This window comes from Roseimarinus sediminis (assembly GCF_050433125.1).
Lineage (GTDB): Bacteria > Bacteroidota > Bacteroidia > Bacteroidales > Prolixibacteraceae > Roseimarinus > Roseimarinus sediminis.
Genome location: NZ_JBNPXV010000015.1, coordinates 97,924 through 124,172, shown reverse-complemented (window position 1 = coordinate 124,172; position 26,249 = coordinate 97,924). Strand labels below are relative to the sequence as shown.

The following is a 26,249-nucleotide window of genomic DNA, read 5'->3' as shown; positions in this document are numbered from 1 at the left end:
TGCCGTAGGCATGGCCCATCTTGTAACCTATGGTTTCAACCATAGGCTAATCAGCACCAACCCTACATCCGATGCCAAGTGCCGTAGGCACGGCCCATATCGAAAACCCCACATGCCCATCTGCAAACATGACCCGTCCCTACGGGACTCAACCCCAAACACCTCTCCCAACCCATCGGGTTAAAACCCGACGCTACAGTATGAAAACGTTCCTGACGGAACTGAAACAAATCCACATAAAAAGCAGATTGCCCCAATGCCCTAGGCATGGCCCATTCTGTAACCTATGGTTTCAACCATAGGCTAATAAGCACCATCCCAACATCCGATGCCAAAATGCCAAGTGCCGTAGGCACGGCCCATATCGATAACCCTGTAACGATTCTGCAAACCCGACACTACAGCAAGAAAACGTTCCTGACGGAACTGGATTAAACCAGGATCCAAAAGCAACAAGCAATACGCTATCCTAAAGATTGATTTCCTGTCATCGGGTTATCCCGATAAAAGCATTAATTTTGCTGCATGAGTTTCGACATTCAAACCATACGAAAAGATTTTCCTATTCTTCAACAGCAGGTTTACGGAAAACCTTATAGCTATTTCGATAGTGCAGCTACTGCCTTACGCCCTGTGCAGGTGCTCAATGCAGTTTCTAAAATATACAACGAGTTTAATGGCAACCCGCACCGTGGCGCCCATTACATGAGCAACCAAACCACGCTGGCCTACGAGGCAGTACGCGATCAGGTTCAACACTTTATCAATGCCCCCTCGCGCGAAGAAATCATTTTTACCAAGGGAAGCACTGAAAGCATCAACCTGGTGGCTTATTCCTTCGGAGAAGCCTTTGTTTCGGAAGGTGATGAAATCATTATCTCGGAAATGGAACATCACGCTAACATTGTACCCTGGCAACTGTTGGCCCAAAGGAAGAAAGCAGTGGTCAAAGTGTTACCGGTAAGCGACAGCGGTGAACTTATGCTTGAAAAACTGGATGAATTAATTTCCGATCGTACGAAGCTCATGGCTTTCACCTTAGTTTCGAATGTATTGGGAACCATCAACCCCCTGAAAAGCATCATCGAAACGGCACACCTCCGTAACATTCCGGTGTTGGTTGATGCGGCACAAGGCGTTCAGCATGGCTGTGTGGATGTTCAGGATTTGGATTGTGATTTTATGGTTTTCTCGGGCCACAAACTATACGGCCCTACCGGCGTAGGTTGTTTGTACGGCAAACGAAAATGGCTCGATGCCATGCCTCCCTTCCTGGGTGGTGGCGAAATGATTGAAAAAGTCAGCTTCGAAGGCACTAGCTTTAACGCCCTCCCCTATAAATTCGAAGCAGGAACTCCCAATTTTACCGAGGTCATCGGGCTGGGTGCTGCCATCGACTACATACAGGAAATTGGCTTAACCAACATTTCCGAATATGAACATGAATTACTGGAATACGCAAGCAGTCAGCTTGGCAGCATAAAAGGCATGCGCATTATTGGTGAAGCAGCCAACAAAGCCAGTGTTATTTCCTTCCTCGTTGGCAATATCCATCCTTACGACATGGGCATGTTCCTCGACAAGATGGGCTTTGCCCTGCGCACCGGTCATCATTGTGCCCAACCCCTGATGGATCGTTTTGGAATTCCCGGAACCGTGCGGCTTTCGCTGGCATTCTATAATACCAAAGAAGAAATTGACCAGGTGGTGAAAGCCATTGAAAAAACAGCCGAAATGCTGACTTAAATCTGAATTCATTGAACAGCTATTCTGACAGGATTACAAAAAACTATTCAGCATCATCGGGGCTCATGGTGACAACCACTTCAACCTCTTCGGTAAAATAATCATAGCCAATATCTTCAGAATAAAAGGAACCACGCAGGGTTAACGTATAAGTACCCTGTGGATTCAAAAAATACTTTTCCAATCCATCTGGATCGGGAATTTCAAGTGGTACAACTTTCCTGCTATCAAACTGCTCTCGTTTAAGGTAATTAAAACCGGGTGCTCCGGTTTTGCCTTCTTCATTAAAGGATTCCAGCTCCTCCTCACTATTACGTCTTACACCACTTACCCGCCCTTTCGAGCCATACTTCTCTGGTTGAGTATGCATTCTGATATTGCCCACTCCTTCGAGGGTTAACACGTAGTTTCGGCTGAGTGAAACAAGATGTTCCGTGTTTGACATCGGATCATAAGGATGGATGGCCAGGTAGATATCCCAACCATTGGTTTCAGCCTGCAGGTTACTCCTGGATTCCAGCCGGGTTTTGCCATTTTCAATCGATTTGTCTTCAGAAATTCCTGTGGCTTTTATCGGAACGGGTTCACCATTGTCATTCTTGCTGGTCAGACCTGTCAGTATCTCGTATTCCAGCTTCGTGTTCATAATGTTGCTCCAATTTTCAGGTTTCTGAAGGTATTCAATACGGCCACGGGCAATATTCAAGGTTAGCTCATTTGTGTAGGTCGATCTTCCTTTTGAATGGTATTCTCTAAACGAATCTTCCGTTTTACTTTCGATGAATTCATTTACCACAATACTGGCTTTTAATCGGGTTATCGGTTCCTTTACCTTCACCAGAATATCAAAAGGTTCGGGATCGATTTGTCCCGTGCGACGGCTGGCGTAAGTGACTTCACCCACGGCTCCAAGCCGGTATTCCTTTTCTTCCATGGGGCCAAAGAAATCAATGGTTGCAATCCCCTCTTTGTCACTAATGACCGTTCCCTGAACCAGGGTTCCTTCACTGCATTTTACCTGAATTTTCATTCCCTTAATTTTGACCCCGTCGGCATCGCTCACTTCAATCTTAAGTTGTTTACGTTCGAAAGGTTTCAGCTGAACGGTGGGTGCGCTATCGATAAAGCGCATGCTTGGGCAAAGGGCAAGGCCTGACTCCAGCTCACGGGCCTGCTTCTCAAAATCAGTAATGACGCTGATCAACGGGCTGTTGCCTGCCTCTCCATTTCCAATGCTTTGTGCTGCAGCACCCGCAGCCTCACAAACTTCTTCTGCTTTGGTGAAGGAAGACCGGCCGCTTGCGATCAGCTGCCCCTTGCTTGCTGTCAGCTTAAGCTCAATGTTATAACGGCCACGCAAATAGCTCATCGATCCTGAAACAAGGTAATCGGCCTGAGTGGCTTCCGATGCTTGGATACCCTTCTCCGATACAATGCGTAAACGAAAAAATTCATTACTGCCCACTGAATTCAGAATAAGGTAATTAACATAACAAGTACTGGCTTGCTTAAACAGGCTGTCGCTCAGGAAGGGTGGAAGACTGATTTCCTTACAAACAACCATCCGTTCACAGGTTTTCTGGGCCAACATGTGCCGTGGCAAACTAATAAGCAAGATACTTACGGTCAGAAGCTGAATTAAAACTTGTTTTGCTGTCATGGTCCTTTAGTTGAAAGTGTTTCTTTTTGTTGGCTGTAATATTCCAGTGCAATGCTGGCATAATTGTATCGGGGTGTTTCGTGAGAAGGCCAGAGAGTAGTATAAAATATACAATCGCGACTGTGTTTCTCCAGCTCTTCAATGGGCAGCATGAACCCACGATTGTAAGCGGTGGCCAGCAGTCTGATTTGGTCTTCGTTTGTCAAACCTGGTATACTTTTAAGCCGTTCTTGCATGTATCGATAAAAGCAAAAGAGATAAAGACTTTGACCCCGCTGCTTAGAGAGTCGCTCCACCCTTTTTAGCCGATTTTCGGCAGTTTGGAGCGTATCAAACACGATGGATGTTTCGGGGAAATGGTTCATCCAGGCTTTCTCCAGTGCCTCGGCAAACGAGGGTTTCATCTGAAAATAACCGATGGAAAAGTTGGCATACTGCTTTCCATATTGCACATACAGGGTTTTCAATGCCGCAGTTTCCACCTTGTCACGCAGGGCACTGTAGCGAATCAGCTCGGGAAAAACAATGGCCGATGCCGCCAAACGGTCGTCAGCTCCCGGGAAATAAGCCTCAAGCTTTCCCTGTTCTTTTTCCAAATGTTGAATGGCTTCAACATAACTTTGTCCGAAAAAAAGGGCATATTTGCCTGAAACTGTTTTACACTGAATGCAAAACAGCAAAGAAAGAAACACGAGCTTTTCAATCGTCTTCATTATCAGATGATCTCCACCAAATTTATTCACGGGTTAAATTGAAACTGAACTGATATTCTTTTTTGGTTCCATTTACATCTTCCGAAAATTCACCTGACTCCTTCAGGTTCTTTTGCTGAGGAGTGCCCTTAAAGGGTCCGAAAATATGATCGACCGAAGTGGTTTTAAATTTAGTATGACTTTCGTTCTTCCCACCGGTATCACAACTTCCGCTTATTTCTTCCACTTCCGTTATCGTTGTGGGAATGTTGGCCGACGAAGCGTTGACCATGATCAGATAAGTATCATCTTTGTTGAACTTAATCTTCACCCGAACATCATCAAACACTTCCTCCTGTCCGTCATACAATGGTTGGTTAGAGAAACTGCTTTCGGTCGAAACTTTATCCCCTTTGGCAGTTGAAGTTTTCGTTAGATGACTTGTCCTGCCCGCCATTCGCCCCGATGAACATCGGTAGCAGGGAGCCTCATTCACGGTGATAATTTCTTCAAACGACGTATAGCTCATTTCCCCTTTACCCTGCCGATAACCATTCTTTTCCAGGCTCCAGTCGGTCGTGATTTCTGCGATTGTTTTCGTGCTTACTACCTGCGTTTGTTCTTTTTCATTGCAATAAACCTCAAAGGACATTTGATCCTCTTTTTCGAGGGTTGAATGCACCTTTACGGTAAAATTTCCCAGGTAAGGACAAATTTCGTAATAAGCCATTTCGTTTACGAAATCGTCGATAAGCTGTTCAAGTTGTTCAGGACTGCTGCCCGATTTTGTTTGGTTAATCAGCATCCTGGCTCGTTGTGGTTCTTCCAGTCGAAGCATTAAGTAATAAGTCGATCCTATAGTATTTAAATCGATGTACACCAGATAATCGGCATTCATTACACGCCGCAGAGCATCCATTCCTTTTTCACCCATTTCATCATTTCCCAACAAGGCTGCTTCACGCGTGTAGGTCATAATATATCTCAATGAAGATACCGATAACACATCCGCACAGGGAAATTCGTTCATAATTTTTCCTGTAAGTTCATCCTCAACAAATGCATTCAAGGTTTCTTGTTCCGAACTTAATGCCTTATCCGGATTTAGAAACCTGATAAAAATGTAAGAATGTGTTTGAGATCCAAAGACTAGCGAGCTCAAACCAAGCATATAAATCACTATGAATAATCGAATTATCCTCATTCTGACAGTATTTTACAATTGGGCAGGTATTGTTTTAAGCGTTCATGCTGCTTAGCATCGAGTTGCGTTCCTGCAATGCCCAATTCCTGAAGATTCACCAGATTGGCTACAAAAGAAGGAAGTTCACTGATTGGATTCAGATCGATGTGAAGGGTTTTCAACGAACTGAATCCAAACACAGCCGGGGGGAGCTCAGTCAATTGATTATTGAAAAGCCCAAGGTACTCAAGTTGCCCCTGGTTCGCGATTGAAGCTGGCAACTCGGTGAGGTGATTCTTGAAATTAATAATAAACAACTGATCAAGTTTCATGGAGCTGGTGCTTGCTAAAATTGAGGAAAGATTGACCGGGGCAACATGGTTTTTCCCTCCGGTAATAATCAGGGTCTTCACACCGGTATACGTGTTCATTTTGAGAATGGCTGCCAGGGTTTTTGGTTCCGAAAAGTCAATCAATAGAAAGCCCAGCTCGTTGAACAATCCCGGATGAGCATACTTTTTTCTTTCTTCCGCTTATTCATCTACAATATCATCTCTGACTGGTTTTGCCAGATCAAAATCGGGATAATGCTCACCAGTAGCACCAATTTCCCAAATCTTTTTAAGTACCTCATCCTTCCTTCGGGCAATCCCACCGTCGCCACTAAAACCGGGTTCTTCAATGCCTGGATCGGTGTTGGTACTTTTGGACGGATCTTCTTTATTTTCGGGCATTGGTGTTCCAAGTGCTTTGGTCAGCTCCTCAATTCTCTGGCTAGCCCTGTCTGAAGCAGCTTCATTGTCCCAATCGGTATTGGCAATGATTTGCTGAAGCTCTTCGAGCATTTGCGAAGCTGTTTTTTCAGTTTTGGCTTGTGACCATGCGATAGTTGTTCCAATGTTCAACCAAAGAAAGAGGAACAACAGGATTTTGATTCTCATGTAAAAGGAGGAACTCATATCATTTGCTTTGGACAATCCATTTGGTATTCAACACAACAAAACATTCTCCTAAAGCTTTTTCTGGTAAACCACAAATTTCCGTTCCTGTTCCAGCACCAGCCATTTTAAAACGGTTTGACCGTTTTCTTCTTTAACTTTAAACTGAAGCGGATAAGGATAGCGCTCACCATTGCTGAATACAAGTTCATCGTAAGTGGCCAGGGCATAATTGTTCCCTGTACCCGACCACCAAAAACCTGAAAGTTCGGCATTGTCGAAATTCATGGCTGCTTTGCCATTGATGTAGAGTTTTCCATCGGCCAGCATGTACCAGCGCCCCTTGCTGTTGGATCCAAAACCGGGATTTTGCATGTTCCAGTTATCGGAAGTAAAGGGGCCAAAATGCTTGCCATCGGCGGTGTAAACCTTGAACTCAACCGATGCATAGCCCGATTCCTGTTCCAATCCTTCCAACTCCTTACCCATTTGGGCGAGTTGTTCCAGTGACATTTCATCACCTTCCTGCAAACGGGCCATGATTTTTTCCATTTTGGTATTGTATTCGGTCATGGATTCCTGCTGTTCGTCGGAGCGTATTTCACATTTGCTCACCACAACAGCCATGGTCACCTGCTGATCAATACGCAGGTCGTAAGGTTCTCCTTCAAGTAAGACCTCGGAATGCACGTTGCTGATGATTTTAAAGTCGGTAAGACCATCATCGTTCTCATCCACATCGCTGCCAACCAGGGCAAAAAAGCGTTTGCCATCGGGCGAACGATAGAGGTCTTTGATTTGTTCAAAGGGACCATAACGTTTGCCCATTACCTTGAGAAATAAGAGCCCTTCGGTCGTCAGTTGAACAAACTCCTCAGCGTATGCATCATTGCCTGGACCTTCTTCATTGTCATAATCATAACTTTCGGTATCGCCGCTAAGCCTGTTTGCAGCTTGTTGTGCTGTTTGAAAAGGACCAAGTTTTTTTCCACCCGAATACATAAAATACCGACCATCCTTATCGACAGTACAAACCTGCAGTTTTCCCTGTTGATCGAACAGACTCAGGTTCGATTCGGCATGTAACAATTCTTCCCCTGCGGGGATGGTCAACAGCAACTGCTGCGCATTTGCGTTAAAACAAAGTATCAGGCACAGCAGAATATTTAGTATTATTATTTTGCCCGGCATCACTATGATTCAATAAAGTTAATACCCGTTGGAAGATCGAATTTCGACGATTCGGTACTGGTTTTAATCTCGAGGGCTTCCATGATCACATCCTGACCTCCATACGACGAAACGGTCTTGAGCGGAATGCTTTCCCACATCCAGACGGTGGCTTTCATGGGTTTTTCCATGGTCACCTTCAGACAGCGTTTACCACAAACCTCTTCATAGCCATGAGTTTCCAGTCCGTAACGCTCCTTGTCTTTAGCCGATATATGCTCATAATCGGTAGCTTCAGCGGCATAGAATTTCATTTTGGCTCCTTGGTTCGCTTCGTAATCCCAGGTATAGCGGAAGCCATCGAGTACCAGAGTATAACCACCGGCTTTCTGGCCCATGATCATCAGGTAGTTTTCTTCGAACTGTTTTGTTCCATAATCGTCGAACCACCACTCGCGGGTCATTTCCTGACCGGCAGCAATGTTTTTGTACTTCACATAGCCCTGTTCCATTTTGAACACTTTTTTGGGATCGGCTTTTCCTTGCGGAAGGTCTTCGATTTCCTCCAGCAAGCTTTCTACCTCGTCGGGCAGGTTCTGCTCTTTCTTGCTTTTGCACGATACAATGGCGAAGGCCAGAAAGATAATGGTCAGAATAATGATTGATTTTTTCATCGTGATTAGATTAATTGGTTTATGGTTTATAGTGGTACATGTTTCATTTTCAGGCGTAATTCGCCGTGTGATTTGCTCTGGTTTTCTTCGAAAACCTTGTTTCCGATATAGCTTCTTTCAAACAATTCCTGCTGCCCCATTTCAAGGTGAAAGGGGAAAATAAATTCTTTGATGCCCTGAAATTCCAGATAGTAAAAAGTATTGTTGGTAACATTCCCCCTCAAGTGCAAGGAAGAAGTAAGGGGTTCATCCCCCGCCCATTTTTCAGTGCTGCGGCCTGGTGCATCAACCCTGATCCTTCCAGTCCCTTCACACAAATTCAATTCTATCCGGTACTTTTTTAGGAATACCTGTTCCTGCAACTGACTTTGCGAATCCCCCTCAGGGTCATGATGTTCACAACTGCCATCTGTTACAAATCTTCCGCTGCCTTCGAGTGCAATATCGTAACCATCGGAAGGGAAGGCCATGGAAACACCGTATTTCCCGATATCCATCACCAGGATCATCTTACCAGTGGTATGGGTTTGTTCACTTTGCTCCCAATCGGTATGGTCATCGGCATCACCATTGATTGTCAACTCCAGCTCCAGCTCAAAGCGATAGAGCTTTTTGAGTGCTGCAATCAGTTCATTCCAGTTACTGCGATCATCAACGTTGCTTTTAAATAAATCGGCTGTTCGGTAAGTATTGTAGAATTCTTTTAGATATTCCAGATGGTGTTCGGCAGCAATTTTGTGCCGATAATATTCACGGTTGTTTTTAAGGTAGCGAATCAGGGCATCAATCAAGGTTTTGCTCAAACCCGTATCGTACATCAGGCCATATCCTCTGTCGGAAACAAGTGCCATTCGTGCTAAGGCTATGAATCTTTCAGGATCGTACTGATATTGGTCTAATGCCATCAAACTCTTATTTACTGTTCGGACCACAAGCTTTTTAACAATCTCCGGCATTTGAATTTCTGTCAAATCACCGGTATGGCAGCGAGTTGTCATCGCATGAGCATTCATAATTTTATTGATGGCCGAGTACTCCGGTTCCAGCATGGCCACCACGTTGGAATCGATAAGGGCATTCAGTGCACTATCTATCTTATCACAAACGGGATCAACTGAAACCGGTTCCACAGTCAGCCCCAGCTCTTTGTTCAGCAGCTGCTCCCCTTCCTGAATGGCCAACTGCAACTTAATGCGTTCAAGGGTACACAACTTTGAAGGATTGGAAGGCTCCATGGCCACCAGTCCGCTAAAATGGGGAACTTCAATGGAATAAGTACGGCCATTAACTTGCTGAACCGGTACAAGGGTGAGTTCCCCTGTTGAGTTGAAAAGCAGAAACAACAATGGCTGCTCAAAGTCTTCCTGGAAAGTAATGTTCACTTTAATGGGGCGGGTGAGCATCAGTCCTGAAGGTTCAAACTGCAAGCCGCCTATGGCCACCCCCAGGCTGGTATCCACCTCGGCATAAGCCAGTGGTGCCACACTAATGGCTACCGAAGAGGAGGAAAATGGCTGTTCGGGAACCGTGAGGGTCCAGGTGCCGTTGCTGATGTCGTTCACCTTAAAGTGCTGCTGGCCTTGCAGGCTACGGCTTACTGCATTGTTTGCGTCGGCAGCATAGTGTGCAAAAAACACCGGCTCGGCCAGGGTGTCTTCCTGCGCCAAAGCCTCAGCATTGAAAGCAATGCAGTGCATCAGTGCAATATAGGTGAAGCTGATGCTACGGAGTTGTCCCAGCCATTTCATCCGGTTTCGCTTTAAAAGTTTTTGCTTTTCAGTTCCAGGGTGATTGGAAAATATTCCCGTTCACCATCATCGTCGGAATAAGCGGTCAGATACATTTGTACGATGCCACTTTTCAAATTCAGCCAATAATAGGTGATGATGTTGTCGTCGCTGGAGAGTGTCTGCTGAATTTTGTAACAATCGGTGAATGATCCGGCAGGCACCGTAACGGTTTCATCTTTTGCAACGAGTATATTGGTAACTTCACCTTCGTCTGAATCATTGAAAGTAGCCATGGCATCGCCCACCGCTGCTCCGGTTTTAAACAGGGGGAAAAAATGATCGGGCGGGAAAGTGCCCAGTTCAATGGAGAATTGCTGCTCGTCGGCATACCAGTGCGGCGCTGAGTCGCAAAAAGTACCCAGACAAATTTTCATGTGGTAAAAATTCTGTCCGGCCTCCGATATAATTTCATAGGAATAAACGGTGGTATAATTGTCGGTAATGTAGTTGTACTCCCATTTGTTGCCCACTTCCACAAAAGCAAAGGTGTGGTTTTCGGGAATCGTCTCATCGGAGCCCCTGGCTTCATCTTCATTGCATCCGAAAATGAGCGCCATAAGAATAGCCGGTAGAAAAAGATGGATGAAGTATTTTTTCATGGTTGATTTAATTAAGGATGTGATGAAGAAAGCTGTTTTTCAGTCTATTGTTTAAGAAATTCCACCCTGCGATTTTTCGCTTTGCCCAGCGAGGTAGTGTTACTTTCGATGGGTTCTCCTTCACCCTTGCCATCGGTTTCGAGGCGGGAAGCATCAATATCGAAAGTCTTCACCAGTTCGTTTTTGACCGATGCAGCCCGTCGTTTCGATAAATCAAGATTGGCTTTTTCATCCCCATCGGAGTCGGTATGTCCTACTACTTTCACTTTTACGCCGGGATTCTCCTTCATAATATCAGCCATCTCTTTCACTGCCCCATACGATTCGGGTTTGATGCGGTCGGAATTTACATCAAAAAGAATTCCGTAACTAATGAGCTTTCCGTCGGTCATGAATTTGTGCCGTTGATCTGATCCTGCTTCGGCAACACGAAAATCGCTGATCATAAAACGGGTTTCGCCGGCTTCGACATTGTTAAAACGCAACTGGCGATAATCGAAACCTTTGGTAAGGGCCTGCGGAACATCGATGATTTTATTCCCCAGGGCATAAAGCCTGAGCCTCGAGTTTTGTATCCAGATGGATATGCGAAAAACTTTATTGGGCAAAAGAGCCTGGTCCCAGATCTCGTTTTGCATGTCCTTGTTTTCGCTGTAAGCACGGTAGAAAAAATAGGAGCCCATGTTGAGTTCAATTCCTGCTTCACCGGGCATGCCACCCATATCGTTAATATTGCCCTCAACCGGAGCAAAAACGGTTAATTGCAGCGTTCCCATTTGTGCTCCGGCATCGTCCTGTACGGGAATCAGATCAAACTCGACGGTGCAGTTCGCAGGCAGATCGATGCCCTTTTCCAGCATGAATGAACCTTCGCTGGTCATCATGAACCACTTCCCGGGGAAGATGTTGGTTGTCATCACCTCTCCTGAACCATTGGTCGACCAAAGTGCCGGAAAATCACCTACTGCATCCTGCGAAAAATCGTCGTAAAAGATGACCTTATCGCCCGAAATAAAATCGTATTTCGAATAGCTCTTAAGCAGCGATATTTCTTCCTGTTTTTCGGTCGCTACCGCAGCCAGGTCCTTATTACTGCCGTTCGCTTCTTCATTCAGCGGCTGCTCCTTGTCCACGGCGTCTTCCTGTTGCTGATCATCGACATCCCCTTCTTCCTTTTCATCAGTAAGCGTTTCAATTGCTTCTTCTTCAATTTTATCAAGTCCCTTGTCGATGCCCTGATCAATCTTTTGATCAATACGGTCGTGCACTTTATTTTTGATCCTGTTTTTTACGTCGAACTGTGCCTGTGCCGACAGGGTCATCAACAACATCACAAGCAAGAGTGTAGAGAGAATACGCATCGTGTTCAGTTTTAGAATTACCAGAACAAGTTACGGCGGAGAGAAATGAAAAAATTGTAAAAAACGGTCATCCAGTCAGGATGTCTTAAAGAGACCAGGCGATACGATTATTCCAGTATTTTACCCGAAAGAAAAACAACCTTATCCTGTTCTTTTTTGAAGAAATGGGATGGTGCCTGACCAATAACTGCTTTGAAATCGTGAATCAAATGGGCCTGATCGTAGTAATTTCCATCATACACCATACTTGAAAAGTCGGCTTTGTTTCCCTTCAGGTAACAGTCCCACAAAAAGTTGATGCGCACAATGCGCGATAAGGCCTTGGCACTGACTCCTGCCCTGGCAATAAAGCGACGCCGGAACGAACGCGGATTCTGATCAAGCAGGCAGAGCAGTTCATTCACACGATTTTCGCCTTTCGATGCCATGATTTTTTGGTAAATATTGTCGATTGCATCGCTTTGATATACATCCTGCTGAAGCCGGCTGAGCACAAAAGCCTCAAACAGCTCCTTCCGTTTTTCCCGACTTTGAGCACGTTTCAGTTCAGCAATGAACTTTTTAGGCAAACAATTTACACTGTCGATGTAAAGCGACGATCTGCTCTTCGATAAATCGATCTGCAACAAGCGGGTCAGTACCGTCGACCGGCAAACAACCACCATGGTATCCATGGGCGGATTCGTTTTTACCACCAGGGACTCCATGCGTGGTACCACCATAAAACATGGTGGAGTGTGATGCGTACCAAAACGATCGCTTACCAACACCCTTCCTTTGAAGTTAAATACGAAGGCCATGTATCCGTCAGGAATAAATTGGTCTTCAACAATCTCACCTGCCTCCCGGGATTCGAGATACAAGAATCGAACAATCAAAAATGCACACGCGTCGTTGGGATTAAGAAAGAAAGAATTCATAAAATGCATATTAGCCAGATACTATATTCGCTGATAGTACTTTTATTTAACATGCGATTATCGCAAAGGTTGGATTTCTGCCAAATTTTGCTGATCCAATAAATACCTACGAACTATCTGTATTCAGATTAGCTTATTCGTCCTGTCAATCATCTTCTGAATATTTTATCAAAAATGTGCACTTTAAAACAAATTCGCTTAAATTGTAGAAGTTATTAATGAAGCAGCACCGACCACAGAGGGATGAATTATTACAGGGTATAAGTCCGCAAGTCTGAATCCGCTTCAACAAAAACAGGGGAGACTGAAACATCTCAGTCATCGATAAATGCATAAACCATTGGGAAAATGAAGAGAGAGAACAAACTACGCAAAAGTGGATTTGGCAATTTTTTTAATAACAGTCTGGCAGTTATGCTGCTGATCGATCCCGAAACACAAAAAATTGTAGATGTTAACCCCGCGGCCGAGAACTATTATGGATGGAACAAGGCCCAACTCACTACAATGACCATCGACAGAATCAATACACTTAATGCTGAGCAGATTAGAACAGAAATGAACAAAGCCCGCAACAACCAGCGCAACCATTTCAAATTTAAACACTGTAAGGCCGATGGCTCAGTCAGCCCTGTTGAAATTTTCAGTTCAAAAATTGAAATTGAAGGAAAAGAGTACCTGCACACCATTGTGTATGATATTACTGAAAAAGTAAATGCCGAAGAAAAATCACGTAGAAACGAGCACATTCTGAAGCTTTTCGTAGAACACACACCGGCTGCCATTGCCATGTTCGACCAAAAAATGCGCTACCTGGTAGCCAGCCAGCAATTTATTTCTGACTATAAATTAAGCAATGAGAACATCATTGGACGTTCGCATTACGAAATATTTCCTGAAATTGACGAACGATGGAAAGCCTTGCACCGCCGCGGACTGGCAGGCGAAATCCTCAAAAATGAAAAAGATCCTTTTCCCCGTGCCGATGGTTCGCTCGACTGGGTCCGCTGGGAAATCCATCCCTGGTACGAAACAGAAAACAAAGTCGGCGGCATCATTCTCTTTTCCGAAGTAATTACAGAACAAGTGAATACCGCCAATTCACTGAAAGAGAGCGAAGAAAAATACCGCAACTTTTTTGAACAGTCAACCATCGGACTTGCACTCACCGCAATGGATGGCCGGCTCATTGAAATCAATCCCACTTTTGCCGAAATAATAGGACGCAGTGTTGAAGAATGCAAGCAACTGACCTACTGGGAACTTACGCCCGAAAAATACCTTGAACAGGAACAGGCACAACTCAAATCACTACACGAAACGGGTAAGTACGGCCCCTATGAAAAAGAATACATCCACCGCGAAGGCCACCTGGTTCCGGTACGTTTACATGGACTGGTCATTGAACGCAACAAGGAAAAATTCATCTGGTCGAGTGTTGAAGACATCAGCGAAAGGAGAAAAGCAGAACTGGAAATTCAGGAAAGTGAAAAGCGCCTCACCCAGCTGGCTGAACATACCAGCACCATCACCTGGGAAATCGATACCAACGGAGTCTTCACCTACGTAAGTCCCTTGTGTGAAAAGCTCACAGGGTATACCCCGGGCGAATTAATTGGCCAAAAGCATTTTTTCGACCTTTTGCCCAAGATGAAAGACCCAACAGCACAGCAAGAATTTAGTCAGCTACTGAGTCAGGAAGCGCACCTCATCAACTCCGAAAATCTGATCAAAACAAAAGATGGCCGGGAAATGTGGTTTGCCACCAATGCTTTTCCCGTTTACGATGAAGCAAAGTGTTTAAAGGGCTATCGTGGATCGAACATTGACATCAACCTGCGGAAACAAACCAAAGTAGCTTTAAAAAAGAGTCACGAACTGCTTACGAACCTTGCAGAACAAGTACCGGGTGTGGTTTATCAGTATAAACTAAATCCCGATGGTAGTTCTGCCTTTATTTATTCAAGTCCTGGCATGTGGGACATTTATGAAGTGACCCCCGAAGAAGTGAAGGAAGATGCATCGGTTGTTTTTACAAGGATACATCCCGATGATTACGACTATATTGTGAATGGAATCAACGAATCGGCAAAAAATATCTCGCTTTATCATAGTGAGTTCAGGGTTATTCTGCCACAACAGGGCTTACGATGGCGTCAAAGCAATGCCAAACCTCAAAGGCTCGATGATGGCAGTATACTTTGGCACGGAATCATCACCGATATTACCGAAAGAAAAATTGCAGAAAAAAAACTACTGCACTTTCACGATTTAATGAAATACATCATTGAACACGATCGCAGTGCCATTGCCGTTCACGACAAAAATCTCAATTACATTTACGTAAGCCAGCGTTACCTGGAGCAATACAATGTGCAGGAAAAAGACATCATAGGAAAACACCATTACGAAGTATTCCCCGACCTGCCCCAGAAATGGCGCATCGTACACCAAGAAGCACTTAAAGGACAAATTGCCAGTGCTGAAGAAGATATTTATGAAAAAGCAGATGGAACATTGGTATATACCCGTTGGGAATGCCGCCCATGGTACGAAGCCGATGGTTCAATCGGTGGCATTGTCATTTATACCGAAGTAATTAACGAGCGTGTAACGATGAACAATGAGCTCCGTAAACTCTCGCGTGCCGTTGAACAAAGCCCCGACTCCATTCTGATTACCAACACCAAAGGCATTATTGAATTTTGCAATCCCGCTGTCACCATAGTTTCAGGCTACAGCAGGGAAGAAATTATTGGTCAAAACCCCCGCATGTTTCAGTCGGGCAATAAAACGAAAGAAGAATACAAGGTCATTTGGAACACCATTACGGCAGGCAAGGTTTGGGAAGGCGAATTTCTTAATAAAAAGAAAAACGGCGACCTGTATTGGGAAGCCACATCAATCACCCCGGTAGTCGATGAAAACGGCAAAATCAAACATTATCTTGCGATTCGAAAGGACATTACCAGCCAAAAAATGTTGACACACGAGCTCAAATCGGCCAAAGAGCGCGCCGAAGAAAGCGACCGGCTGAAAACAGCCTTTCTGGCCAACATGAGCCACGAAATCCGTACCCCTCTCAACTCCATCATGGGTTTTGCCAGCCTGTTACCCTTCGAAGAACAAAAAGAACTCGTCGATCAGTATGCAGGCATCATTATCAGCAACTCTGAACTGCTGGTTCACATCATCGACGACATTGTACTTTACTCCCAACTTCAGTCAAGAAGCCTGGGAAACAGAAATCGTCAGTTTAAAATTTGTGATTTGCTGAAAGATCTTGAAAAATCATTCAAACTGCCCGAATACAATAAGGGAGTTCAGCTCATTGCCGAAAACAAACTGAACTGTCCTGTAATAATAAGCAGCGATTATGAAAAACTGAAACAAATACTCACCAACCTGATCGCCAACGCTTTCAAGTACACCTTCGAAGGAAAAATAACAATTGGTGCTGAAGAGAAGAATGGACGCATCCTTTTCTATGTAAAAGATACAGGCATTGGTATCCCAAAAGAAGAAACAGAAAGCGTCTTCGAGCGCTTCTTCCGGGGAAGCAATACCAACAAAGAAACAGTACCCGGCACCGGCCTTGGCTTAAGCATTGTGAAAGAATTGGTAGAAGTAATCGGCGGTAAAATTTGGGTCGAAAGTGAAGAAGGAAAAGGGAGTACCTTCTTTTTGACAATCGATGCCAATGGAGTAAAAAGTTAAAAGATGAAAAGTATTTTGAAGTATCAACCATCTAAAGAATTGTCATAACTTACAAAAAAAGGGGGGAATTATGCATATTAAAACATCAGAACAGGAAAAACTGGTTTTAGGTATTGGCGACTATACCTGTAACTGGGGCGTTCATATTTGTGGACTTTACGAAAATGAGAAAGAGCGAGACGAAATAATTTTCGGTTTTTTGAACGAAGGCTTAAAAGCAGATGATTTGCAATTTTATTGTCCTGTTGAACGGACGATCGAAGCATTTTATCACGACTTTGCTGAGACCTGTCCCGGGTGCAAACACAAAATGCATAACTCCGACCACTTTGTCATTACGCCGGCAAAAGAACTGTATTATCCCGATGGCACCTTCGATCCCTGGCACATGGACGATGCCCTGGATGCTTTTTTTGTTGAATCGCAAAAGAACGGAAAGCGCAACGTACGGGCTACCGCCGAAATGGCCTGGGCTTTGGAAGCTATTCCCGGTGTTGAACACCTCATGGCCTACGAAGCCCGTCTCAACTATTTTATTCAGGGCAAACCATGGATCAGTATCTGCATGTACAATGTTAACAAGTTCGACGGGGCCACCATCATGAATGTATTACGCACCCATCCTTATGCCATTAGTGGAGGTGTAATCACTCAAAACCCCTATTTCATTCATCCTGATAGATGGTTGGCCGAAAATGCGCCTCAATTTTTAAACAAAAACAAAATGTAGTATGCCTACGCTCGAATCGAACCTGCTATTGTTGATTACCAATCTTTCACAGCTAAAAAATAAGAAACAGGTAATCAGGCTCTTCATTGAAGGCGCTTCTGCCCTTTTCCAGAAATATCAGCTAAAATGGCATTTCGAAGCCGATCATCAGCAGCAGGGTACCTTCAGAGTTTGTACCCGTGAAAAAACTTTTGGTTTTATCGAAACCGATCAGGCTTTTGAAAACGATGCAAGAGTGTTTCCCCACTTTCAGAATGCCATTCAACTTTTGGCCATCATCCTCGAAAATTTAGAACAATATGAATTATTGCACAATCAAAAAGCCCATTTGCAACAATTGGTCGATCAGCAAACCCTTGAACTGATTCGGAGTCATGATGAAATTAACGAAACCAACGAAGAACTGGCCACCACCAACGAGGAGTTGATTGAGTCGAACCAGTCGCTAATCGAAATTAATCAAAACCTTTACGAAGAAATTGAGAAGAGAGAAGTGCTTGAGAAAAAATTGCTCGAAAGTGACAAGTTTTTTAAGCATTCAACCGATCTGTTTTGCATTGCCGGCTTCGATGGTTATTTCAAAGTATTGAACCCAACCTGGGAAACAGTGCTTGGTTGGAGTATTGACGAAATGCTTGCAAAGCCATGGAATGATTTTTTACACCCCGACGATATTACGGCAACCGAAAACATTAAATCGACCATTGTGGATGGCAGGGAAGTATATCATTTCGAAAACAGGTATCGCTGCAAGAACGGTGCTTACAAATGGCTCTCGTGGAATTCGTACCCCCATCGTGAAGAAAATATCATGTTTGGCGTTGCCCGCGATGTGACCTCCCTCAAAGAAGCCGAAAATCGTTTAAAACAAATTGAATGGATGCTGAATGCCAACCCACGCGACATCAACCAAGAAGCGCTTCAACCTGGCTATGGCGATTTAACAACCTACAACCCAAACGGGCTCATTGTCAACTCAATCAACAAGGAAGAGCTCAACGACATTGCTAATGATTACCTTGGTTTGCTTGAAACTTCAAGTGCCATTTATGAAAAGAACGGCGATTATGCTTTAGGCATTTTCTCGTCGGGTTGGTGTCGCTTTATGGACAGCGCATCCCGTAAACTATGTAACACCAAAAGCAACCGTAAAGCCCTAAAAAGTGGGAAATGGCTTTGTCATGAATCCTGTTGGACCGATGCTTCGAAAAAAGCCATCGAAACAGGCAAAACCGTTGACATTCAATGCAACGGCGGCTTAAACCTGTATGTTGAACCAATTAAAGCTGCTGAAAAAGTAGTGGGCGCGATTAATTTTGGCTACGGTGACCCACCAACAAATGATCACGTTTTAAAAGAGTTGGCCGAAAAGTACCAGGTCAGTTTCACTGAGCTAAAAGCACTTTCCAAAACCTATGAATCCAGGCCTCCGTTTGTTGTAGAATTAGCCAGGAAACGTTTGAAATATTCGGCCAGGCAAATTGGTACCCTCATTGAACGAAAACAGGCCAAAGACAAGCTCAAAGAAAGCGAAGAAAAATTCAAAAACATCGTGCAATCGAGTCCCAATGGGATGTACTTCTACCAGCTTAACAAATACAAACAACTCATTTTTAAGGGAGCTAATCCGGCTGCCGACCGAATCATCGGGTTGAAGCACGAAGATTTTATAGGGAAAACCCTGCAAGAAGCATTTCCCAACCTGGCCTCGACCTTTGTACCTGACTTATATGCTAAAATTGCCCGAGGAGAGGAACCATCCAACACTTTTGAAATAGCTTACGATGACAGTAAAGCGAAAGGTTATTTTGAAGTAACTGTTTATCAAACAGGCAAAAACAATATCGCTGTTGAATTTTTAGATATCTCGGAGCGAAAAGCCTACGAATCGTATATTAAACAAAGCGAAGAGAAATACCGTACATTGATTGACTTTGCACCCGATGCCTTTTTTCAGGGCGATGTTAACGGCAATTTTATCGAAGTAAACATCAAAGCTTCAGAGCTGACGGGATACAGCAAAGAAGAATTACTAAGCATGAACATGTCGCAACTCTTTAGTCCTAGTGAACTGATCAATAACCCGCTTCGTTTCGATTTGCTTCAAAAGGGTGAGACCGTCATCAGCGAGCGTACCATTCACAAAAAAAATGGAAATTCATTATTAATTGAAATGAATTCACGGCAATTGCCCGATGGTTCAATGCAGTCTTTCGTTCGCGATATCTCAGAAAGAATCAAAACCGAAGAACAACTTCGAACACTCACGGTTGCCATCAATCAAAGTCCAAATTCAATCGTCATTACCAACAAGAAAGGCATCATAGAATACGTAAACCCGGTAATCGAAAAACTATCGGGATACAAAAAAGAAGAGTTACTAGGACAGAATCCAAGAATTTTCTCCTCCGGAAAAACATCAAAAGAAGAATACAAAGAGCTTTGGGAAACCATTAGCTCGGGCAAGGTTTGGCAAGGCGAATTCCAGAATAAGAAGAAAAACGGCACCCTGTTTTGGGAATCGGCTACCATCTCACCTGTTTTTAACGGAAAAGGAAAAATCACCCATTACCTGGCCATCAGGGAAGATATTACGGCACAGAAGAAGATGACGCTGGAACTTATTGCAGCCAAAGAAAAAGCAGAAGAAAGTGATCGGCTGAAAACATCGTTCCTTGCCAACATGAGCCACGAGATCCGAACACCCATGAACTCCATCATGGGCTTTGCCAGCCTGTTGCCCGAGGAGGAAAGCAAGGAACTAATGTGCCAATATGCCAACATCATTGTGCGTAACTCCGAACAACTGGTACACATTATCGACGACATTGTTCTGTATTCCCGCCTGCAAACACGTTTACTGCAAAACATTGCAAGCGAATTTAATGTCAGCGACCTGATCAATGATATCAAACAATCATTTAACCTGCCTGAGTTTAACATGAAAGGAATAGAGCTGATTGGTCATGTCGAAAACGGGAAGGAAGGCAGCATTAAAACCGACTATGATAAATTAAGACAAATCTTCACCAACCTGGTGGCTAACTCATACAAGTATACCGATCAGGGAAGTATTACCCTGGGTGCAGTAGCAAAAGACAAGCAGCTTTGTTTCTATGTGCAGGACACCGGCATAGGTATTCCTGAAAAAGAAAAAGAAAAGGTATTTGAACGATTCTTCAGGGGCAGCAACGCAAGCAGGAGCAATATTGGCGGAACTGGTTTGGGTTTAAGCATTGTAAAAGAACTCGTCGAGCTGCTGGGCGGTAAAATCTGGGTCGAAAGTGAAGAAGGAAAGGGCAGTACATTTTATTTTACACTGAGCAGATGAAATAGATTGTGAAGATGAAAGACAATACAAATCAACATAAGCGTGGTACCCGGAAATCAAAACCCAATACCAAGGTTGAGTTTGAAAGTGTATTACACACCCAACAGCAGCTCCAAAAGCTGAATGAACATTACCAGTTCATCCTTGAAGCAACCGGTACCGGCACCTGGGAATGGAATGTCCAAACCGGGGAAACCATTTTCAACGAACAATGGGCCAACATTGTAGGCTATACGCTCGATGAATTGCAACCGGTGAGCATCGAAACCTGGACCCGGCTTACTCACCCCGATGACCTGCCCGCTGCACAGGATGCCCTGCAAAAGCATTTTGCAGGATTAACACCCTACTACGAGACAGAATTCAGAATGAAACACCGTGCCGGGCATTGGATTTGGATTCTTGATAAGGGGAAAGTGGCCGAATGGACCCCCGATGGCAAAGCGCGTTGGATGCTGGGCACCCATCAGGACATCAACGAACGCAAAATGGCAGCCCATGCAGCCAACGAACGCATGAAAGAGCTCAACGCCTTTTATAAGCTTTCAGAACTTACCGAGGACCAAAACTTGTCGGTTGACGAACTGTACTCGCAATTTGCCAATATTTTACCCCAGAGCCTGCAACACAACCATTTGGCTTATTCAAAATTGACCATAAACAAACGGACATATACTTCCGACAATTCTACCCAAAGCAGTAAATGGAAAATTGAATCGCCCATAGTGATAAACGAAGTTGAAGTGGGAAACGTTGAGCTTGGCTATACCACAAAAACGCCCAACGAATACGAAGGGCCTTTCCTAAAAGAAGAACGCTTGTTGATTGATGGCATTTCGGAGCGCCTTGCCCGCATAACTGAACGCATTCAATCGAAAGAGTTTATAATTGAAAGTGAAAAACGTTTTCGCAATCTGGTGAACCAAATGCAATTGGGGCTTGCTGTACACGAAATTATTCTCGACAAAAATGGCGCCCCGGTCGATTACCGCTTTTTAGACTGCAACCCGGCCTTTGAAAAACTTACCGGCCTCATACGCGAAAACATTGTTGGCAAAACAGTGCTTGAAGTATTACCCAAAACCGAAAAAATTTGGATCGATAAATACGGTCAGGTAGCCCTTACCGGCCAGCCAATCAGCTTCGAAAGCTACGCCCGCGAATTCGATAAATATTATAATGTTACCGCTTACCAGCCGCAAGCCATGCAGTTTGTAGTAATCACCGAAGACATTACCGTACATAAACAAACATTGCTCAATCTTCAAAAAAACAATGAAAAATTTCAACTTTTAAGCAAGGCTGCAAGCGAAATGCTCGCGCTCGAAAACACCAACGATATTTACAATTACATAAGCGACTCGTTGCACAACCAATACCCCAACGCGGTAATTCTTTTTCAAAAAGTAGATGAAGAAACAAAAAAATCCAAACTCATCAACTTTAAAGGAGTCAACAGTAGCCTGATAAACAAGGCCATTCAGCTTACCGGTTTCGATTTTACCAAAATAGAGTTCAGCCTTATTAATGAGCATTTGCGGCTATTTAAAACGGGCAATCTTTGTGAATTCAAAAAAGGCCTGGCCGATTTTTCGGGATCGCAATTTCCGGTTACTGCAGCAAAGTCCATCGAAAAAATATTGGGCATCAAACAAATATATACCATTGGCATTAACAAAGATGAAAAGCTATTTGCCACCATACACTTGATGAACAAAGGAGCTGCAATTACCGATAAGGAATTTATTGAACTGTTTGTTAAACAAGCCGGTATTATTATCGACAGGATCCAAACCGCCAAGCAACTTGCCGAAAGGGAAGAAAAATACCGTTTAATTACCGAAAATGCATCCGACGTTATTTGGGTAATCAACGTAACAACACAACAATTTACTTACATTAGTCCAACAATTGAATTGCTGCGTGGCTATACCCCACAAGAGGCCATGGCTCAAACCCTCGAAGAATCGGTAACACCCGAATCGTTTGCCCATATCCAAAATGCCTTACAACAAAATCTCCAAAAATTCTTGTCGAATAAACTCGATATCGAATATTATATCGATGAAATACAGCAACCATGCAAAGATGGAAGCATAATTTGGGTTGAAGTATCTACCAAATTCCGCATCAACAAACAAGGCGAAATTGAAGTAGTAGGTGTAAGCCGAAAAATCGACGAGCGCAAAAAAATGGAAGCCGCCATTCGCGAAAACGAAGAAAAATTCAGGCTATTGTTCAAAAACTCACCTCTGGGAATCTACATCGCCAACACACAAGGCCAAATTGAAGATGCCAACCCCGCCTTGTTATCTATTTTAGGTTCGCCTTCGCTCGAACTCACCAAACAAATAAACGTGCTCCAACTACCCGCACTTGTAGAAAATGGTTATGCCAAGCAATTTAAGGAGTGCGTTAACCAAAACAAGATCATTTCACTTGAACTGCCTTACACCACACACTGGGGCAAAAAGGTACATTTATCGAGTTACTTGGTGCCGCTAAGCAACCCAATGGGTAAAGTTGAAAAGGTATATACCCTTATGGAAGACATTACCGAGCGCAAACGCAACGAAGAAGAACTGATAAAACTATCGATGGCTGCCGAGCAAAACCCCACCAACATTGTCATAACCAACCTCAGGGGGAATATTGAGTACGTGAACCCCAAATTCACCGAAATTACCGGATATTCATTTGAAGAGGCCATCGGGCAAAACCCGCGTATCTTAAAATCGGGTTACACCAGCCCCGAAGAATACAAAAAGCTTTGGAGAACCATTGCCAGAGGAAACGAATGGGAAGGAATCTTCCATAATCGGAGAAAGGACGGAACAATGTACTGGGAAAAGGCCCGCATCTCGCCCATCAAAAGCGCAAAAGGAAAAATAATTAACTACCTGGCCATCAAGGAAGACATCACCGAACAAGTGAAGGCTCGCGATGCACTTATCGAAAGCGAAACGAAACTAAAAGAAGCCCTCCTTACCAAGGACAAATTTTTCTCCATCATTTCGCACGACCTGCGTAGTCCCTTTTCAACTTTAATCAATTTTACTGAATTGATCGCAGATGAGCACCGCGCTTTCACAATTGATGAATACCGACAATATGCAAAGGCAATTAACCAAACAGCCCAAACTACGTATAACCTGCTCGTGAACCTGCTGGAATGGTCGCGCCTGCAACAAGGAACCATCAAGTTTCAACCCGAAAACATCATGCTAGGCCCATTTATGGAAAAACTAAGGGAGGTGGCACAGGAAAGTGTCCATCAGAAAAATCTCAATTTCAGCATGCACTACCCTCATGAACAACTGCTCACGGCCGACAGAAACATGCTCAATGCCATACTTCGTAACCTCCTATCGAACGCAGTGAAGTTTACTCCCGAAGGCGGTAATATAATTGTTGATATTTCAATAGCCGGTTCTGAAAATATCCAATTTAAAGTAAAAGACAACGGAATTGGCATGGATGCCCACTTGCTTGAAAAACTGTTCAAAATAGATGAAAAAGTGAACAGGCCGGGAACCAATAATGAACCCAGCTCGGGATTGGGCCTCCTGTTGTGTAAAGAATTCGTCGAAAAACACGGTGGAGAAATATGGGCCGAAAGCAATACCGATGGTTTGTCACGACAACAAGGCAGCGCTTTCTATTTCACAATACCGATTAAATAGGAAGAAAAATAGTACGGTTCAATCCAATTTACCCTCATTTTGATAGAACTATTTTGAAAATTCACCTTCAATCTGTTACATCGTATCGAAAAAGAGCTCGATAAAGTTATGGCTTAACTATATCCAACAATTATAAATATTAAAGGTGCTGTTGTTTTTCTTTTTCGTTAACTTGTTGTGAAAAAAGCAGGGATTATGGGTAAAATTGAGTCTGATAGTATTGTGAACTATTTTTTGCAGGGTTTGTTGAAAGGCGATAGGGCTAAATGTTCGGCATTGGCACATGAGTACCTTGCCCAAAACCCATCAATTAAAGACTTGTACGAAAAGGTGTTTAGGGTTGCGCTTTACGATGTGGGCAAGCTTTGGGAAAACAATAAAATAACCGTTGCCACCGAACACATGGCCACCGCCATTACCGAAGGTATCCTGAACGAACTTTTCGAACAAATTATCTCTACCGATCGCACCAATAAAAAAGTGGTACTGGCCTGTGTCGAGGGCGAGAAACACCAGGTGGGCATTAAAATGGTGGCCGATATGTTCGAGATGAAAGGTTGGGAAAGCTTTTTTCTGGGACCGGGCATCCCAAGCGGCGAACTCATCAGGTTTATTCGCCAAACAGAACCCCACGTGGTAGCCATATCACTCAGCATTTACTTCAATTATGCCAATTTGGTGAAAATGGTAGAAGCCATCAGGGCCGAATTCCCCGAAATTTTATTGTTAGTTGGCGGACAGGCCTTTAACCACATCACAAACAACGAGCTCGAAAAAACACCAAAACTGGTAATGCTTTCCGATTTAAACATGCTCGAACAATTTATCGATTCATTAAACCGAAAATAACAATTGCTATGAATAAAGATTATTTATTACAAACAGCCACACAGCTTAAACAGGTAAGCCAACGCAGTGTTGAAGAATTCAGTTCGAAACGCGACCAACTGGTGAGCCTAATGAACCAAGCCATGTTGGCGCGCCCCGATTTATTGGCCATGGTGAGCGAAGGCAATGTGGAAATGATGAACGACAACCATGCCAACCATGCCCGCTTTCTCGAATCGATTTTCAAACAACACCAGCCCGAAGTGTTGGTCGATACCGTGTTGTGGGTTTTCAGGGCCTACCGTTCGCGCAATTTTGCATCGACTTACTGGGCAGCACAACTGAATACATGGATTGAAATTTACCGCAAAGAGCTTTCGCCCGAATGCTTTTCGGAGGTTTACCCGTATTACAACTGGATGCAAATCAACATCCCCATCTTCAATAGATTGGCCGAAGATGTGTTGGATGCCCCTTTGTCGGCACACTGATAAGATTATAAGCCACGAATTCACGAATAAAAACAAAACACAAAATAAGCTCCTTTAATTGTATGAATTTGATTCGTGAATTCGTGGCATTTTTAATAAATGCTTTAACTGAATAATACAAACAATAATCTATTCGATAATATGTTGAATAAATATATGTTAACTCATTTATATTAAGCTACATATTAGAGTCAATAATTCACGAATAATAAACAAACATGAATAACTATGTCTGAAATTTTTTACAAAACTGAAAGCTACAAGATTATTGGGAAATGCATGGAAGTACACAATAACCTCGGACCTGGTTTTTTGGAAATTGTTTATAAAGATGCACTGGAATATGAATTTCGGTTAGCAGGCATACCATTTGAACGAGAAAAAGAATATGCTGTAAATTACAAAAACATAATTTTACCCCATAAGTTTTATGCCGATTTTGTTGTTTATGATAAAATAATTCTGGAAGTGAAAGCCGTTGCTGAAATATATGAAAAATCGATTGCTCAAGCCCTTAATTATTTAAGCGTTTCAGGTAACAAACTGGCCCTGATAGTCAATTTTGGAGAGTTAAGTCTTAATGTTAAACGAATTGTGAAATAATCATAAAACTATTCAATCATAACCCGATAATATTGAGTTATATTCGTGAATTCGTGGCAATATTTTTCTGCCACGAGTTCACGAATAATAAGTCTGACAAGTCAGACATAATTCAAACCAAAAAAATTACAAA

Annotated in this window: 20 protein-coding genes; 9 read left to right on the top strand and 11 right to left on the bottom strand. The window is 43.5% G+C overall.

Annotation, left to right across the window (positions count from 1 at the left end; translation table 11 throughout):
* Nucleotides 1-267: 267 nt before the first annotated feature.
* Both FHS86_RS16620 and FHS86_RS16615 read left to right on the top strand, forming a co-directional pair.
* On the top strand, nt 268-435 hold the full coding sequence (locus FHS86_RS16620) for a hypothetical protein (RefSeq protein WP_429416315.1): 168 nt from the start codon (nt 268-270) through the stop codon (nt 433-435).
* Nucleotides 436-525: 90 nt separating this feature from the next.
* The gene (locus FHS86_RS16615) at nt 526-1,746 is read left to right on the top strand and encodes an aminotransferase class V-fold PLP-dependent enzyme (RefSeq protein ID WP_429416312.1); all 1,221 of its coding nucleotides are present in this window, start codon (nt 526-528) and stop codon (nt 1,744-1,746) included.
* 43 nt (nt 1,747-1,789) lie between these two features.
* Here FHS86_RS16615 and FHS86_RS16610 read toward each other — a convergent pair whose 3' ends face one another.
* From FHS86_RS16610 to FHS86_RS16560, 11 genes are all read right to left on the bottom strand, one after another.
* Nucleotides 1,790-3,406: a hypothetical protein gene (locus FHS86_RS16610; protein ID WP_429416309.1), complete on the bottom strand. Its 1,617-nt coding sequence runs from the start codon at nt 3,404-3,406 to the stop codon at nt 1,790-1,792.
* Nucleotides 3,403-4,119 (bottom strand): hypothetical protein, encoded by a 717-nt coding sequence (locus tag FHS86_RS16605; protein WP_429416307.1) that lies wholly within the window; start codon nt 4,117-4,119, stop codon nt 3,403-3,405. The genes FHS86_RS16610 and FHS86_RS16605 overlap by 4 nt, the downstream gene beginning before the upstream one ends.
* A 22-nt stretch (nt 4,120-4,141) precedes the next feature.
* Entirely contained in the window at nt 4,142-5,167 is a 1,026-nt protein-coding gene (locus FHS86_RS16600) for a hypothetical protein (RefSeq protein WP_429416304.1), read from the bottom strand.
* A gap of 131 nt (nt 5,168-5,298) precedes the next feature.
* The gene (locus FHS86_RS16595; RefSeq protein WP_429416301.1) at nt 5,299-5,712 is read right to left on the bottom strand and encodes a leucine-rich repeat domain-containing protein; all 414 of its coding nucleotides are present in this window, start codon (nt 5,710-5,712) and stop codon (nt 5,299-5,301) included.
* 102 nt (nt 5,713-5,814) lie between these two features.
* Entirely contained in the window at nt 5,815-6,240 is a 426-nt protein-coding gene (locus FHS86_RS16590) for a hypothetical protein (protein WP_429416299.1), read from the bottom strand.
* A gap of 51 nt (nt 6,241-6,291) precedes the next feature.
* On the bottom strand, nt 6,292-7,338 hold the full coding sequence (locus tag FHS86_RS16585; protein WP_429416296.1) for a hypothetical protein: 1,047 nt from the start codon (nt 7,336-7,338) through the stop codon (nt 6,292-6,294).
* A gap of 74 nt (nt 7,339-7,412) precedes the next feature.
* Nucleotides 7,413-8,063: a hypothetical protein gene (locus tag FHS86_RS16580; RefSeq protein ID WP_429416293.1), complete on the bottom strand. Its 651-nt coding sequence runs from the start codon at nt 8,061-8,063 to the stop codon at nt 7,413-7,415.
* 26 nt (nt 8,064-8,089) lie between these two features.
* Nucleotides 8,090-9,811: a hypothetical protein gene (locus tag FHS86_RS16575; RefSeq protein WP_429416290.1), complete on the bottom strand. Its 1,722-nt coding sequence runs from the start codon at nt 9,809-9,811 to the stop codon at nt 8,090-8,092.
* 11 nt (nt 9,812-9,822) lie between these two features.
* Complete coding sequence (locus tag FHS86_RS16570) at nt 9,823-10,452, bottom strand: hypothetical protein (protein WP_429416287.1); 630 nt, start codon at nt 10,450-10,452, stop codon at nt 9,823-9,825.
* 44 nt (nt 10,453-10,496) lie between these two features.
* Nucleotides 10,497-11,813: an OmpA family protein gene (locus tag FHS86_RS16565; RefSeq protein ID WP_429416284.1), complete on the bottom strand. Its 1,317-nt coding sequence runs from the start codon at nt 11,811-11,813 to the stop codon at nt 10,497-10,499.
* A gap of 107 nt (nt 11,814-11,920) precedes the next feature.
* Complete coding sequence (locus FHS86_RS16560) at nt 11,921-12,733, bottom strand: hypothetical protein (protein WP_429416281.1); 813 nt, start codon at nt 12,731-12,733, stop codon at nt 11,921-11,923.
* Nucleotides 12,734-13,081: 348 nt separating this feature from the next.
* Between FHS86_RS16560 and FHS86_RS16555 the strand changes: the two genes are divergently transcribed.
* The 7 genes from FHS86_RS16555 (at nt 13,082) to FHS86_RS16525 (ending at nt 26,116) form a co-directional block, all read left to right on the top strand.
* Entirely contained in the window at nt 13,082-16,450 is a 3,369-nt protein-coding gene (locus tag FHS86_RS16555; protein ID WP_429416278.1) for a PAS domain S-box protein, read from the top strand.
* A 70-nt stretch (nt 16,451-16,520) separates the two neighbouring features.
* Complete coding sequence (locus tag FHS86_RS16550) at nt 16,521-17,180, top strand: MEDS domain-containing protein (RefSeq protein WP_429416275.1); 660 nt, start codon at nt 16,521-16,523, stop codon at nt 17,178-17,180.
* Between the two features lies 1 nt (nt 17,181).
* On the top strand, nt 17,182-20,511 hold the full coding sequence (locus FHS86_RS16545; protein ID WP_429416273.1) for a PAS domain S-box protein: 3,330 nt from the start codon (nt 17,182-17,184) through the stop codon (nt 20,509-20,511).
* Between the two features lie 14 nt (nt 20,512-20,525).
* Complete coding sequence (locus tag FHS86_RS16540) at nt 20,526-24,194, top strand: PAS domain S-box protein (RefSeq protein WP_429416270.1); 3,669 nt, start codon at nt 20,526-20,528, stop codon at nt 24,192-24,194.
* Between the two features lie 195 nt (nt 24,195-24,389).
* A complete protein-coding gene (locus FHS86_RS16535) occupies nt 24,390-25,043 on the top strand; it encodes a cobalamin B12-binding domain-containing protein (protein WP_429416267.1) in 654 nt (217 codons plus the stop codon).
* Between the two features lie 8 nt (nt 25,044-25,051).
* Nucleotides 25,052-25,513: a hypothetical protein gene (locus tag FHS86_RS16530; RefSeq protein ID WP_429416265.1), complete on the top strand. Its 462-nt coding sequence runs from the start codon at nt 25,052-25,054 to the stop codon at nt 25,511-25,513.
* 228 nt (nt 25,514-25,741) lie between these two features.
* On the top strand, nt 25,742-26,116 hold the full coding sequence (locus FHS86_RS16525; protein ID WP_429416262.1) for a GxxExxY protein: 375 nt from the start codon (nt 25,742-25,744) through the stop codon (nt 26,114-26,116).
* The last annotated feature ends 133 nt before the right edge of the window (nt 26,117-26,249 follow it).